Genomic DNA, 14,925 nt, shown 5'->3' with positions numbered 1-14,925 from the left:
ATGAATATCATATTTATAAGGTATTTTTAAATTTATTTTGATAAAATATACTTATGTCTTAAACAGAGTATTTTAAGTATATGAAATTTAATGAAAATATAGTGAATATGTAACTTTTATAAGGAGATAAAGATATTTTATGGATACAATAAAGAAATTAAGTCATGGATGTACACTAGATTGCCATGATTGTTGTAAATTTAATGTTTATACTAAAGGAAATAATGTGATAAAAATTGAAGGAGATAGAAATCATCCTTATACAAAAGGATTTATATGTAAAAAGGGGTTTGCTCATTTAGATAGATTAAATCATAAAGATAGGATAGAGACTCCAATGTTAAAGGTAGATGGTCTATGGAAAAAGATTTCTTTTGATGAAGCATTAGAGATAATGGCAGATAAACTCCTATTTTATAAAGAACATTATACATCAAAGTCTATTATGCACTATGACCAATATGGAAGTGGGTCTATATTAAAATATATAGGAGATGTATTTTTTAATTTTTATGGAGGAGTTAGTAGGCATAAGGGTGGCCCATGTTGGAGTGCAGGAATGCATGCCCAAAAGTATGACTTTGGAGTAGCTAAGGGACATGCTATAGAAGATATGCTAAACAGCAAGAGTATATTTATATGGGGAAAAAATCCAGCATATACTACCATTCATACTATGCAAATAATTAAAAAAGCCAAAGAAAAAGGGATAAAAATAGTAGTCATTGACCCTATATATACAAAGACTGCTCAAATGGCAGATAAGTACATACAAGTAAACCCTGGAACAGATGGAGCATTAGCTATAGCTATGGCAAAAATTATAATAGAAGATAACCTGCAGAACGAAGAATATATAAATTCGTATGTTGTTGGTTTTGAGGAATATAAAAAATATTTGGATTCATTAGATTTAAACTTTTTATGTAATGAATGTGGTGTTAAAGAAAAGGATATAAGTGCATTAGTTGATTTATATGCTAATAAATATTCAAGTATAAATGTAGGTTATGGTCTTCAAAAGTATAAAAATGGAGGAAATACAATAAGAGCGATAGATGCATTAGGAGCTATAACAGGTCAAATAGGATTTAGTGGTGGTGGAGTGAATTATGCTAATAAGGTTTATCCAAATGTGATAGATGCTGACCCTTATAATAGCCAATCATATGGCGAAGATAGGGAGTTTTATGTAAGTAATATTAGCAAGTTTATAGAAGAATCCTTAAAAGACAGTATATCAGATGAAGTTAATAATACATTAGAGAAACCAAATAATACATTGAACAAGTTTGATAAGATGTCAAGTAAATCACTAAAAGGAAATATTCCTATAAAGATGGCAGTAATAACTAAAAGTAATATGTTAAATCAATTGCCAGATTTAGTAGAGTTAGAAAGAGTTTTTTCAAAGATTGAATTTAAAGTATGCTTTGATATGTTTATGACTGACACAGCTACTTTATGTGACTTATTTATACCTTGTACAAATACGCTTGAAAGTGAAGATATAATTTATAGTTCAATGACCAATCCATATATAACATACAATGAAAGAGCAGTAACACCAAAGCATGAATTGATGGATGAGTATTATTTTTTTATGGAGTTAGCTAAAAAGATGAAACTAGAAGGTTATCCTTTTGTAACAAAAAAAGAATACTTAGAAAAAGTAATTGAGCCGCTTAAACGTTTTGAGAAAAGTCTAGATATAGAGAAACTTAAAAATAGTTATTTTACTATACATAATCCTATTGCTTGGGAAGATAAGAAGTTCGAAACTCCATCTGGAAAATATGAACTTTATTCAGAAAGGATAAGAGATTTAGGAATTAGTCCAATTCCAGTGTATATAAGTAATAAAACTAGAAACTTTGAAGATGAAAATAGGAAAAATATTTTTAGACTGCTAACTAATCACCATGCAGATACTTTGTTTAGTCAACACTTTATGGATAAGACATCTATAGCTCAAGCGTATATAAATCAAATTATGGCTAGAAAAATAGGTGTTAACAATAAGGATATTGTAACTTTAAAGTCAAAAAAAACAAAAATAGATGTACAGATAAATATAGATAGTGGAGTAAGTGATTATATAGTAAAAATGTATGTTGGATGGTGGAAGAAACATGGCAATCCTAATAGTTTAACAGATACTGGTATATCGGATATTGGTGGTCAAGTAACATATAATGAAACGATGGTAGAAATAATACGACAAAACTAGTTAAATTTCATTGAAGGAATAGAAATGCGATTATAGAATTGATTAAAAGTTACTATTTTTACAAAACTATTGAAGGAGGGATTTTGATGGTAAAATATTCCTTAGAACATAAGAATCTATACATAGAATTTATGTGCTCAGAACTAGACCACCATGTAGCTAATGAAATAAGGGAAGAAATAGATAACTTATTAAGTGTTAATCAAGTAAAAAATGTTGTATTTGATTTTGGAAATATTAATTTTATGGATTCTTCAGGTATAGGTGTCATCATAGGTAGATATAAAAAAATTTCTAATGAAGGGGGACGAGTTTCAGTAATTAATATAAGTTCACGAGTTAAGAAAATTTTTGATTTATCTGGGTTAAATAAAATTATTGGCATTTATGATACGTATGAAGAAGCTCTAAGTTCTTTGTAGGGAGGAGTATGTGATGAATAATATTATGGAAGTTAAATTTTCGGCACTATCAGAAAATGAAAGTTTAGCAAGAGTTATAGTAGCATCATTTGCAGCAAAATTAGACCCAACAGTAGATGAATTAGTTGATATAAAGACTGCTGTCTCTGAGGCTGTTACAAATGCTATAATACATGGATATGAAGAAGACAGTTCTAAGTTTGTTTTTTTGAAATGTGAGATAGAGGGAAATACTATAAAAATCGTAGTTGAAGATGAAGGGTATGGAATAGAAAATGTGGAGAAGGCAATGGAACCACTTTATACATCAAAACCAGAACTTGATAGATCAGGAATGGGATTCACAGTTATGAAAAGCTTTATGGACGATGTAGAGGTAAGTTCTAGAAAAGATAATGGCACTAGAATTGAAATGACTAAAAAAATAAATTTGCCTAAATAAAGTCCAAAAGTGAGGTTTTATTATGGAAGTAACTGTTGCCAGAGAAGAAAAAAAACCTCTTCTTAGTCATGAAGAGACTCTAGAACTTATTGATAAAGTTCAAAATGGAGATGAAGAGGCAAAAGAAATATTAATATCAAGTAATTTAGGTCTAGTTAGGAGCGTTGTATCTAGATTTTTAAATATAGGGTATGATAGAGAAGATTTATTTCAATTAGGTTCTATAGGTTTAATAAAATCAATATATAAATTTGACCCTAAATTTAATGTTAAATTCTCTACTTATGCAGTACCAATGATTCTAGGTGAAATAAAGAGATACTTAAGAGATGATGGTATGATAAAAGTATCAAGGTCATTGAAGCAAATAGCTGTAAAGGCCAAGATGGAAAGTGAAGCTTTAACTAAAAAGCTAGGCAGAGAACCAAGTATAGAAGAAATAGCTCAAGCATTAGATGTAGAAAAAGAAGATTTAGTAATGGCTATGGAAGCTAATTTTAATGTAGAGTATTTGCAAGGTGTTATTCATGAAGAAGAAGGTTCTCCAATATGCCTTATTGATAAGATAAGCATGAAAGGAGAAAGTGAGGAAGAAAAAGTTGTAGATAATATATTATTAAAGGATATACTTGGAAGACTGGATAAGAGAGAACGTCAAATAATAGTTCTCAGATATTTTGAAGATATGACTCAAAGTGAAATAGGAGAAATGCTCAATATATCACAGGTTCAAGTATCAAGAATAGAGAAAAAAGTATTATCTAAGTTAAAAGAATATATATCATGATAATACTTATGATATATTAAACTTTTTAGAATTTTTATATTAAGTTTTTAAGTTACTATTAAAAAATTATAAGTTCAAATAAAAAATATTAAAAAACAAGGTGTCTTTATGATAGAAAATAAATTATTTTCTTTATTAGGCATCTTTTTTATTTTTTGACAAAACTTTGAGTGTCTAAAATAAATAATAGGTTTATTTTTTTAAAATTAACAAATAATACTTTAGAGAGGTGTTTAGTATGGATAAAAATTATAAAAAATATGTAGACCAAATAAGCCCAAAACCTACATATTTAAAAAACTATACACTTGCATTTATTGTAGGTGGAATTATTTGTATGATAGGGCAAGCCATAAGTGATTTATACATGAAAGTTGGAGGTCTTGATAAATTAGGTGCTAGTTCCGCTACATCAATAACACTGATATTTATAGGGGCATTTCTAACTGGATTAGGAGTTTATGACCTAATCGGAAAAAGAGCAGGAGCTGGTTCTATAATACCAATAACAGGTTTTGCTAACTCAATAGTATCTCCTGCTATGGAGTATAAAAGAGAAGGATATGTATTAGGTGTAGGTGCAAACTTATTTAAAATTGCAGGGCCAGTTTTAGTTTATGGTATAGGTTCTTCTATTTTATGTGGAATTATTTATTATATTTTTAAGATGTTTTAGAGGATTTTTATTTAATTTAAATTTTATTAATTATGAAGAAGATATGAAATCTGAAAAATAGTTATGGAAGTAGTTAGTTAGGAAATAATCATGCAGATTTTAATTAATATTTTTAATTAATATTAAAAAATTAAATATTAAAATGCAAAATTAAAAAGGTGTGAAAATATGAAAAATAAAAGAATTGGAAAAAGAACAGTCAAGCTAGAGAATAAACCAACAATAATATCAGCTGGTACTATTGTTGGTTCTAAAGAAGGTGAAGGACCATTAAAAGATTATTTTGATATGATTATGACTGATGATTTATATGGTGAAAAAACTTGGGAATTGGCTGAAAGTAAAATGGTAGAGACTGCATCTCAGAAAGCCATACAGAAGGCAGGAAAAAAACTGTCAGATGTAAATTATATGCTAGGCGGGGATTTAATCAATCAAATAGTACCAGCATCTTTTGCTGCAAGAGAATTAGCAATTCCATTTTTGGGTATATATGGCGCTTGTTCTACAATGGCAGAAGGACTTTGCATAGGCTCTATGCTTGTAGATGGTGGTTTTGCAGATTTAGTGCTATCAGGAACATCAAGCCATTATTGTACAGCAGAAAGACAATTTAGATTTCCACTAGAATTAGGAAATCAAAAGCCAATGACAGCTCAATGGACAGTTACAGGAGCAGGAAGTGTTTTATTAGCTCCTAATGGAGAAGGTCCTAAAGTAAAATATGTTACAGTTGGAAAAGTAATAGATAAAGGTATTGATGATGGTAATAATATGGGACCAGCCATGGCTCCAGCAGCAATAGATACTATATATTCTTATTTTGAAGATACTAATGATGACCCAAATAGCTTTGACATAATTGCTACTGGCGATTTAGGTACACTTGGCAAACAAATAGCAGAAGACTTTTTGAAAGAGAAGGGTGTAGATATTTCAAAGTGTTATACTGATTGTGGTATAGAAATGTTTAACCTTAAAGAGCAAGATGTTCACTGTGGTGGGAGTGGATGTGGATGTTCAGCTACAGTATTTGCAGGATATATATATGAAAAATTAAGAAAAAAAGAATTTAACAAAGTAATGCTTGTATCAACAGGAGCACTATTATCACCAACAAGTACACTACAAAAGCAAACAATACCTTGTGTTGCACATGCAGTAGTAATAGTAAATGAGTAGGAAGTGATATATATGTTAATGGAATACGTAAGAGTATTTATTGTAGGTGGAATTATATGTTTAATAGCTCAAGTAATGATGGACTACTTTAAAATGCAAACTCCATATGTTATGGTGACATATGTAACAACTGGTGTAGTTTTAACTTTTCTAGGACTTTATGAACCATTAGTTAAGTTTGCAGCAGCAGGTGCAACAGTTCCTATAATAGGATTTGGATATTCACTTGCCAAAGGAGTAATAAAATCAATACAAAGTGATGGATTTTTAGGTATTTTCCTAGGTGGAACAACTGCTACAGCTGGTGGGATAGCCGCAGCTATATTTTTTGGATATATTATGTCGGTAGTATTTACACCAAAAGCAAAACCATAAAACCACTTAAATATATGATAATTTTTTGTATAAAGTAGGTAGATATCTTTTTAGATTCTACCTATTTTTTTATACTTACAAGCGTTTACATAATCAAGTTGACAATTATTTACAACATGGTGTAGTATTATATTAGCAAAAATAAAATGAAGTGAAGTAGGGGATAAAGATGGTAACTATTAAAGATATTGCAAGGAACCTAGGCATTAGCTATTCAACTGTTTCTAGGTGCTTAAACAATAATCCTAATGTATCTGAAAAAACAAAAAAGAAGGTAGTGGAAGAGGCTAACAGGCTAGGGTTTCATTTTAATGTAAATGCGAGAAATCTAGCAAAAAAAGAAACAAATAGAATAGGGGTAATCTTTTCAAATAATTTTAATCATCAAGACACTAGAAAATTTTTTAGTGATATAATGGACAGTTCTATAAATTCTATTGAGACTAATAAGTACGACTTTATAATACAGCCCAATAACAACATTAGTGGTGATAGTAATGTCTATAAAATGGTTAATGGACAAATGGTTGATGGATTAGTAATAGTGTCTCAATCAATAAAAAAAGAAGAGTATGAGTTTTTAAAAGACAATAATTTTCCACACGTATTCATATATTTTAAGCCATCTTTTGTAGGAGAGGTAGATAACTTCTTTTGGGACGATAACGTATATGGAGGCTATATAGCTACTAAACATTTAATCGACCATGGTCATAAAAATATAATAACAATAACTTCAGAAGATAAGAGTTCAAAAATGCATGAAGATAGAACCAAAGGGTATTTAAATGCTATGGAAGAAGCTAATTTAAAGACAGATGTAATTGAATCTAAAATGGATTTTGAATCTCAAGTTGAACTATTAAGAAATCATATTGATAAAATAAAAAAGGCTTCAGCTATATTTGTGCAACAAGATGTACCAGCTATTTCTATAATACAAGAATTAAAAACTACTTATGGTATAAATGTACCAGAAGACTTATCTGTAATAGGATATAATAATATTGAATTAATATCTTACTTTAGGTCACACTTATCGACAATAGATGACCCAAGAGAGCAAGTTATAAAAAATGGAGTAGATAGTTTAGTAAATACAATAAATAAAAAGAGCACAGAACATATCCCAAGAAAACTTTATCCAAGACTAATTATAAGAAACAGCGTTAATAGAATAAAAGACTAAAAGTAATCCAGTTGATTATAGAATTTAATATCAATAAAAACTTGAATAAATAAAAATACTGGAATGAAAGTTCATTCCAGTATAAAATCTAACTTTTGAGTCTCGGTACAACATTGAGATTTATTATTTTTTAAGTAGTTTCATTAAGATAGTTTTTTATAAAATCAATAAACATTCTTGTTGACTTGTTTAAAAATTTATTATCTGTCCAATATAGCTCAATAAATTGCTCACATCTTATATCATTAATAGGTAATAGTTTAATAGAAGATTCATAATCTATACACCATGATTTTTCAGGAATAAATCCAACTCCATGACCTTCTTTTATCAAATTATAAACGGTTGAAGGAGAATCACATTCAAAACCTACATTAGGTTCAAAGTCAGCATAGTTACAAAATCTATCTGTAATTTTTCTGAAATTTGTACCTTCATCTAAACATATAAAATTCTCATCTTGTACATCTTTAAAATACACACTATTAAGCTCTGATAGTGGATTGCTGTAAGGTACACCTATAAATATTTCTTCACTAGTTAATACTTCATAATTTGATGACTTAAATTCAAAGCAATATGAAGTAATACATATATCAAAATCGTAGTCAAATGTTGATTTTGGAATATGTTGCATTAATTTGAATGAAATATTTGGATGTAATTTTTTAAATTCACTAAGTACATCTAAAATTAACCCTGATGCAGTAAGTACGATTAATTTGATTTGGTCAAATTCGCTACAAGCTAAATCTTTTATTTCTTTGGTTGATGTATCTAATAAATTAAGTATAGAATCAACTCTTTTAAGGAAAATATTTCCACGATAGTTTAATTTAATAGACCTTCCTTTCCTGTCAAATAATTTTACACCTAAATCCATTTCAAGTAGAGCTATACTTTTGCTAAGTGCTGACTGTGTTACATGTAATTGCTTAGCAGCATTAGTCATATTTTCAGTACAAGCTACAACTTGAAAATATTTTAATTGTAATAAATCCATGATGCTTAATCCTCCTTTTACTTTATGACTAAAAGCATATAAAAATAATGAAAAATTTATATTATACATTGTCTATGAGAGAATATATAATTAAATCACTAATACTTATATTGTAAGAAAATTATAAAAATTGCAAGGAGGTATAAAAATGAAAGGAATTAAAAATGCTCTGATAGCAGCCTGTATAATTACAGTATTGGCTGAATTAATTGGGCCTATTTCATTTAAAGTTATGGGTATTAATATAACTTTACTTAGTATACTATGGGCTATCTTTATAGGTATGGCTGTTTCACCTCATTTGTTAGGAAGGGTTATACCAGCTTTAAAAAAGTTTATAGGAGATAATGAAATAAATGTATCTCCATATCTTTTATCTTTAACTCTATATCCATTAGGAATAATGTTTGGAATTAATGCAGGTCCTAAAGTTGGTATATTACTTCAAGCAGGACCAGCACTTTTATTACAAGAGTTTGGTCATATGGGTACAATGTTGATAGCATTACCTGTTGGAGTAGCACTAGGTCTTGGAAGAAGTGCATTAGGAGGGACTTTTTCATTATGTCGTGACACAGCACTAGGAATTATTGGGGATAAGTATGGATTAAATTCACCAGAAGGTATAGGAACATTGGGAACTTATATAAGTGGTAGTATCTTTGGAACATTATTATTTTCATTTTTGGCACCATTGGGTGTTCTTATAGGCTTTCATCCATATGCTTTAGCAATGGCATCAGGAATGGGAAGTGGTTCTATGATGGGGGCTGCAACAGCATCATTGATGAATACTGTCCCAAATATGTCTGAACAGATTTTAGCTTATTCAGCTACCAGTGGATTGATTACAGCTGTTACTGGAATATACATAGAATTATTTTTATCATTACCAGTTGCTAATTATTATTATAGTAAAGTGGCTCCGATTATTGAGAAGTTTAGAAGTAGAAAAAAAACAAAAACAAGAGATGTCTTATAATGGAGGATGTATAGATGGAAAAGACTTTGAAGACTATTATGGAACAGATAAAAATAGTAATGTTCATATATATTATTATTTGCTTTGGACAGGCTATAGCACTTAAAACACAGGCTAAAGATTTGTTGATTGGAAGTGTATTTGGGTTTATATTAGTAATAATTGCTATTGTAATAAAGAATTTTGTTAAGAGACCAAATTTACCAGGTTTTGCATGGGCGACTTTAGTTGCGTTTGTATTATCACTTCCCATATCACCAGTTGGAGATTTTATAGCAAGTAATATAGGAAAAATCAATTTTATGTCTACAGTAACACCATTATTAGCTTTTGCAGGAATTTCTGTAGGTAACCAATTAGACATATTAAAGACTTTGAGTTGGAAGCTAGTAGTTATATCATTTATAGTTATGACATCTACTTATTTTGGTTCTGCTTTTATATCTCAAACAGTTCTAAAAATAAATGGAATGATTTAAGGAGGTAGTAAGTATGAAAGAATTAAAATTAAAAATCAAAGAAGATATAAAGCTGTTATCTGATGAGAAAAAAGCATCATTTGAAAAGGTATCCAAATCTTTATTTGAAAATCCAGAATTAGCATTTGAAGAATTTAAATCACAAAAAGCATTATGTAATTTATTAGAAGAAAATGGATTTGATGTGACAAAGGGTGTAGGAGGATTAGAAACATCTTTTGAGGCAGTATACTCAAATGGAACTGGTGGAAAGACAGTAGCTTTTCTAGCTGAATATGATGCACTTCCAGGTATGGGACATGCTTGTGGACATAATATAATAGGTACAAGTTCTGTTGGAGCGGGTATTATTTTAAAAGAAGTTATAAAAAAATATGATATAGAAGGAACTGTAAAAGTATTTGGAACACCTGCAGAAGAAAGAGTAGGTGGAAAAATAACTATGATTAGAGAAGGGGTATTTAAAGATGTAGATGCTGCATTAATTTTACATCCATGTGATGCTTCAATACCTGATGATATATCATTTGCTCAAGTTAACTTAAAATTTGATTTTAGTGGAAAAGCTTCTCATGCTGCTGCTTATCCTTGGGAAGGAAGAAGTGCATTAAGTGGAGTAATAGCATTATTCAATAGTGTAAATAGCATGAGATTACATCTTAAAGATTATGCAAGAGTACATGGAATTATAAATGATGGAGGTAGTATACACAACATAATTCCTGAAAAATCTATAGCTATATTTAATGTAAGAGCATTAAGTATAGAATACCTAAATGAAATTTGTGATATGCTTAAAGATTGTGCTAAGGGAGCTGCAATTTCTACAGGAACTAGTGTAGAAGTAATTCAATTAGATGAGATATATAAAGAGATAAAAAATGATTCAAGATTGGTAAATATAGTTAGAGAAAATTTTGAAGTATTGGGCGAAGATTATATTGAAAGAGATTTAACTCAAGGTATTGGTTCAACTGATACTGGAAATTTAACTCATGAAATACCTGCAATACAAGCATATATAAAATTAAAAGAAAACACTGCAACTCATACAGAAGAATTTGCTGTAGCTGCTGGTGGCGAAGAAGGAAAAATAGCACTTATAAAAGCAATTAAAGTACTAGCAATGTGTGGTGTAGATGTTTTGTACAGTAAATAATGTATTACTAAAAAAATACATGAAGAAAGGAGACTAAATATGATATTAAAACAAGTATTAGAGGTTTATGACATTTTAGACAAATCAACTGCAAGTGGAGAAGAAGTGAAGACATACTTACAAAGCTATGGTGGAGAAAATATAATAGTAAAAAAGCTATCATCAAGTAAAGGTTCTACAGACTTAGTTAAGCTTACAATTGCTGGTAAGAATGGTAAATTAAACGGAGGAAATGCCCCTACTTTAGGTATTTTAGGCAGACTTGGAGGTATTGGAGCAAGACCAGATGTAATAGGTTTTGTTTCAGATGGTGATGGAGCATTAGTAGCAATTTCAGTAGCAGCGAAACTTTTAGATATGCAACGAAAAGGAGATGTGCTAGAAGGAGATATTATAATTTCTACTCATATTTGTCCAGATGCTCCAACTAAAGAGCATTATCCTACACCTTTTATGGATTCACCAATAGATATGACAACTATGAATGAAAATGAAGTTGACAGTAGTTGTGATGCAATACTTTCAATCGATACTACTAAAGGTAATAGAATAATCAATACTAGAGGATTTGCAATATCGCCAACTGTCAAAGAGGGGTACATATTGAAAACTAGTGATAATCTTTTAGATATTATACAGACTGTAACTGGAAAATCTCCATTTGTATTTCCTTTATCTATTCAAGATATAACACCATATGGAAATGACCTGTATCACTTGAATAGTATTTTACAGCCAGCAGTTGCTACAAATTCTCCAGTAGTTGGAGTAGCAATTACTACAGAAATGCCTGTTGCTGGATGTGCTACAGGTGCAACTCATTTTAGTGATTTAGAGTCAGCTGGTAGATTTGCAATTGAAGTTGGCAAATTATTTGGTGTAAATAAGTGTGATTTTTATGATAAGGAAGAATGGGATATACTTATCAAAAGATATGGGAAATTAAACGCATTCCAAACTTTTGGTATACAATAAGCAAAAAATATAAAGTTTATATAGTTTGTAATAAGTTTATATAGTTTGTAATATATAAATATTATAACAATCGCCACATTAATTATAATTACTAAAAAAGGAGTGTCTCATCGAGGATTTCTAAAAATCACTTTGAGGCAACTCCTTATATTTTTGTTTGAATTTTAATTATTTATTAATATTTAAATGTAATCTTTTATTAAACTATGGTGTTGTATTTCCACCACCATCAGGAGGGGTGACAGTACCACCACTGTTTCCACCATTGTCAGGAGGGTTAGTAGTACCACCACTGTTTCCACCATTGTCAGGAGGGTTAGTAGTACCGCCACTGTTTCCACCATTGTCAGGAGGAGTAGTAGTACCGCCACTATTTCCACCGTTATCAGGAGGAGTAGAGCCACCACCATTATTACCTGAATTATTGTTGTTATTATTGTTTTCTTCTTCTTGTTGATTATTATCTGGTTTCTTTGTATCTTCAGGAGATGGCTGAGAACTTACTCTAGAAGGAGCAGTACCTTCAATAAATGCTGCTTTAGAGCCAGAAGATTGCTTTCCTCCATCTTCTAAATTAATTTTTGTAAAATATACATTTTTAGGAACTTCAAATTCAGTAACTGTTAAATTTGCATGTATTTTTGCCATGATTTTTTGCCAAAGTTTTGCTGTACTAGTACTTCCATGTGGAACATCTCTACGTTTTATAGTGTTACCAGCATCATCTTTTCTACCAGCATCATCTCCAATGTATGTTGCTCCTACATAATAAGGTGTATAACCAACAAACCAAGCATCATATGCGCTATTTGTAGTACCTGTTTTACCTGCAACAGGCATTCCTTTAGGAAGTGATGCAATACCACCTGTACCTTCAGTAATTACACTTTCTAACATATCTGTAACAACATAAGCTACTTCTGGGTCTACAACTTTATGCTCTTCAGGAGCGTTTTTAACTAATAATTGCCCATCAAAAGTAGTTATAGTAGTGTAAATAGATGGTTCTACATAAACTCCTTGATTTGCTAATGTACCATAAGCAGCAGCCATCTGAAGTGGAGTAATACCACTTGCCATACCACCAAGTGTTAATGCTGGGAACTGTCTATCAGTTGCTCCTGTTTGGCTATTTTTAACAGTTGTTATGCCAAAGTTCTTTAAGTAGTCCATCATTATATCTATACATTCATCATAAGAATCTCCAAGCATCTCAGCAGTTTTAACTGCTATTGTATTTGAAGATTTAGCAAGAGCTTTACGTAAACTCATAGAGCCATGACCACTAGTGGTAGTTCTTGGATTCCATTTAGTGTTTTCTTCAAATTTATACCCTCCTCTAACATCATTTAGAGCAGTTGATTGTGTAATCTTTAAAGTATCAATAGCTGGTGTATAAATTGCTAGAGGTTTTATAGAAGAACCTGGCTGATGAGGGCTAGTAGCACGATTTAAAGTTTTTCTGCCACTTATGTTTCGGCCTCCAGCTAGTGCTCTTATTTCACCATTTTTGTAATCTAAAATTACCATTGCAGACTGTGGTTGGCTAACTCCATCAGATCCAACCATATGTCCTGGGAAATTGCTATTTTTATCAAATTCTTCTTCCAAAGCATCCTGCATTTTAGGGTCTATAGTTGTATTTACAATTAGACCACCATTGTAGAATAAGTTTTGAGCTTCATCATTTGTATGTCCTTGTTCCATTAGGGCATTTATAACTTCACTTTCAATAAGGTCTTCTACAGATGAAGAAACTTTATCTGCTGATTTAGGTAATTTTATTTCTATCTTAGCATTAATTGCTTCATCATATTCTTTTTGTTTTATATATCCTAGGTCTAACATTTTCTTTAGAACAATTTCTTGTCTTTTCTTAGCTTCAGGGTTGTTTATAGCTTTTCTAACAACTAATGTACCTGCTTTTAGCTGTCTATAAGTATCACTAGATATAAGTTCCCAAGTTTTTAATTTCTCAATCATATCAAAGTCTACTTGAGTTGGGTCATCTAAATCATCATCAGTTGTATTAACAAAAAATAACAACTTATTCTCTAAGTCACTCTTAGTTTCATTTCCATCTAATTTAGAAGTTTTGTAAGCTGAAAACCTAGATGGATTTTTAGTTGAACCAGCAAGAAGTGCTGACTCAGCTATAGTAAGGTCAGATGCAGACTTATCAAAATAACCACGTGCACCAGCCTCAGCTCCTGCAAGACCCTTTCCAACGAAGAAGTTATTTAAATAAGTTTCTAGTATTTTGTCTTTACTTACTGTCTTACTCATCTCATATGCATAATAAATATCTTTTATTTTACGAGGTAGAGTTTGTTGCTCAGTAGTCAATAACATCTTAGATACCTGCATAGGAATAGTACTACCACCTTGCTTAGTACCAGTAAGAGTTTTTAATACTGATCTAAATAAACCTTTAATGTCAACACCCTTGTGTTCATAAAAACGTTCATCTTCTATTGCAATTACTGCATGTTGAAGATGAGTTGAAATTTTATCTAATGGAACGGGTGTCTTTTTATTTACACTTGGAGCAGTAGATAATGTTTTTCCATTAGCGTATTTAATTGTAGTTGTCTGGTTTGTTTGCTTGTCTAAAACAGCTTCTGTAACTGGAGAGACATCTCTTAATGATGCAAATACTAATCCAGCAGTACCTGCTGCACCAACAACTAATAAAACTAAAAATACTATACCAAATACTCTTAGTTTTTTAAATTTATCACTTTTCTTAGATTTCTTCTTGCTTTTAGTTGAATGAGTTTTGTTAGCTGAATTTCTATTAACTGGTTTATTTGAGCTACTAGATGAACTAACCTTTTTTCTTCTTATTTTATTTCCATTTTTATCATTATCGTTATTCATAAGATTTTAACCTCCTTACTTAATGCAATATTATAACACAAATAGGAGTAATTTTGTAATTAATAGAAAAAATGAATTTGCTATAATATTCTGTACATTGTAGATATGTATAAACAAAATGTATTAATAAGTCTATATTTTTAT

14 protein-coding genes are annotated in these 14,925 nt (G+C 30.4%); 12 read left to right on the top strand and 2 right to left on the bottom strand.

The window, feature by feature from the left end:
• Positions 1–139: 139 nt before the first annotated feature.
• The 8 genes from IC174_RS12075 to IC174_RS12040 all read left to right on the top strand — a co-directional run bounded on the left by IC174_RS12075 (position 140) and on the right by IC174_RS12040 (position 7,303).
• Positions 140–2,230: a molybdopterin-dependent oxidoreductase gene (locus IC174_RS12075; protein ID WP_227482988.1), complete on the top strand. Its 2,091-nt coding sequence runs from the start codon at positions 140–142 to the stop codon at positions 2,228–2,230.
• 86 nt (positions 2,231–2,316) lie between these two features.
• Positions 2,317–2,652 (top strand): anti-sigma F factor antagonist, encoded by a 336-nt coding sequence (gene spoIIAA / locus IC174_RS12070; protein ID WP_227433405.1) that lies wholly within the window; start codon positions 2,317–2,319, stop codon positions 2,650–2,652.
• Positions 2,653–2,665: 13 nt separating this feature from the next.
• A complete protein-coding gene (gene spoIIAB / locus IC174_RS12065; protein WP_227433404.1) occupies positions 2,666–3,094 on the top strand; it encodes an anti-sigma F factor in 429 nt (142 codons plus the stop codon).
• Between the two features lie 22 nt (positions 3,095–3,116).
• Entirely contained in the window at positions 3,117–3,881 is a 765-nt protein-coding gene (gene sigF, locus IC174_RS12060) for an RNA polymerase sporulation sigma factor SigF (protein ID WP_227433403.1), read from the top strand.
• Between the two features lie 238 nt (positions 3,882–4,119).
• Positions 4,120–4,557, top strand: coding sequence for a stage V sporulation protein AC (gene spoVAC / locus IC174_RS12055; RefSeq protein WP_021425350.1), 438 nt, complete (start codon positions 4,120–4,122; stop codon positions 4,555–4,557).
• 168 nt (positions 4,558–4,725) lie between these two features.
• Positions 4,726–5,739 (top strand): stage V sporulation protein AD, encoded by a 1,014-nt coding sequence (spoVAD, locus tag IC174_RS12050; protein WP_227433402.1) that lies wholly within the window; start codon positions 4,726–4,728, stop codon positions 5,737–5,739.
• 12 nt (positions 5,740–5,751) lie between these two features.
• The gene (spoVAE, locus tag IC174_RS12045; RefSeq protein ID WP_227433401.1) at positions 5,752–6,114 is read left to right on the top strand and encodes a stage V sporulation protein AE; all 363 of its coding nucleotides are present in this window, start codon (positions 5,752–5,754) and stop codon (positions 6,112–6,114) included.
• A gap of 169 nt (positions 6,115–6,283) precedes the next feature.
• Positions 6,284–7,303, top strand: a complete 1,020-nt coding sequence (locus tag IC174_RS12040) for a LacI family DNA-binding transcriptional regulator (RefSeq protein WP_227482987.1) — start codon at positions 6,284–6,286, stop codon at positions 7,301–7,303.
• Between the two features lie 130 nt (positions 7,304–7,433).
• Here the strand turns inward: IC174_RS12040 and IC174_RS12035 are convergent, their stop codons facing one another.
• On the bottom strand, positions 7,434–8,306 hold the full coding sequence (locus IC174_RS12035; RefSeq protein WP_227482986.1) for a LysR family transcriptional regulator: 873 nt from the start codon (positions 8,304–8,306) through the stop codon (positions 7,434–7,436).
• A gap of 148 nt (positions 8,307–8,454) precedes the next feature.
• On the opposite strand from IC174_RS12035, the gene IC174_RS12030 reads away from it, so the two are divergent.
• From IC174_RS12030 to IC174_RS12015, 4 genes are read left to right on the top strand one after another with little or no spacing between them, the layout of a single operon-like run.
• Positions 8,455–9,288 carry a DUF3100 domain-containing protein gene (locus IC174_RS12030; protein WP_227433398.1) on the top strand — a complete coding sequence of 278 codons (834 nt, stop codon included), beginning with the start codon at positions 8,455–8,457 and terminating at the stop codon, positions 9,286–9,288.
• Between the two features lie 14 nt (positions 9,289–9,302).
• Positions 9,303–9,767: a hypothetical protein gene (locus tag IC174_RS12025; RefSeq protein WP_227433397.1), complete on the top strand. Its 465-nt coding sequence runs from the start codon at positions 9,303–9,305 to the stop codon at positions 9,765–9,767.
• Positions 9,768–9,780: 13 nt separating this feature from the next.
• Positions 9,781–10,926 carry a M20 family metallopeptidase gene (locus IC174_RS12020; RefSeq protein WP_227482985.1) on the top strand — a complete coding sequence of 382 codons (1,146 nt, stop codon included), beginning with the start codon at positions 9,781–9,783 and terminating at the stop codon, positions 10,924–10,926.
• 39 nt (positions 10,927–10,965) lie between these two features.
• Positions 10,966–11,901 carry a DUF1177 domain-containing protein gene (locus tag IC174_RS12015; protein WP_227433395.1) on the top strand — a complete coding sequence of 312 codons (936 nt, stop codon included), beginning with the start codon at positions 10,966–10,968 and terminating at the stop codon, positions 11,899–11,901.
• Between the two features lie 204 nt (positions 11,902–12,105).
• On the opposite strand, the gene IC174_RS12010 is transcribed toward IC174_RS12015, so the two are convergent.
• Positions 12,106–14,781, bottom strand: coding sequence for a transglycosylase domain-containing protein (locus IC174_RS12010; protein ID WP_227482984.1), 2,676 nt, complete (start codon positions 14,779–14,781; stop codon positions 12,106–12,108).
• Between the last annotated feature and the right edge of the window lie 144 nt (positions 14,782–14,925).

This window comes from Clostridioides sp. ES-S-0001-03 (genome assembly GCF_020676075.1).
Taxonomy (GTDB): Bacteria; Bacillota; Clostridia; order Peptostreptococcales; family Peptostreptococcaceae; genus Clostridioides.
This window is presented reverse-complemented; position numbering and strand designations above follow the sequence as displayed.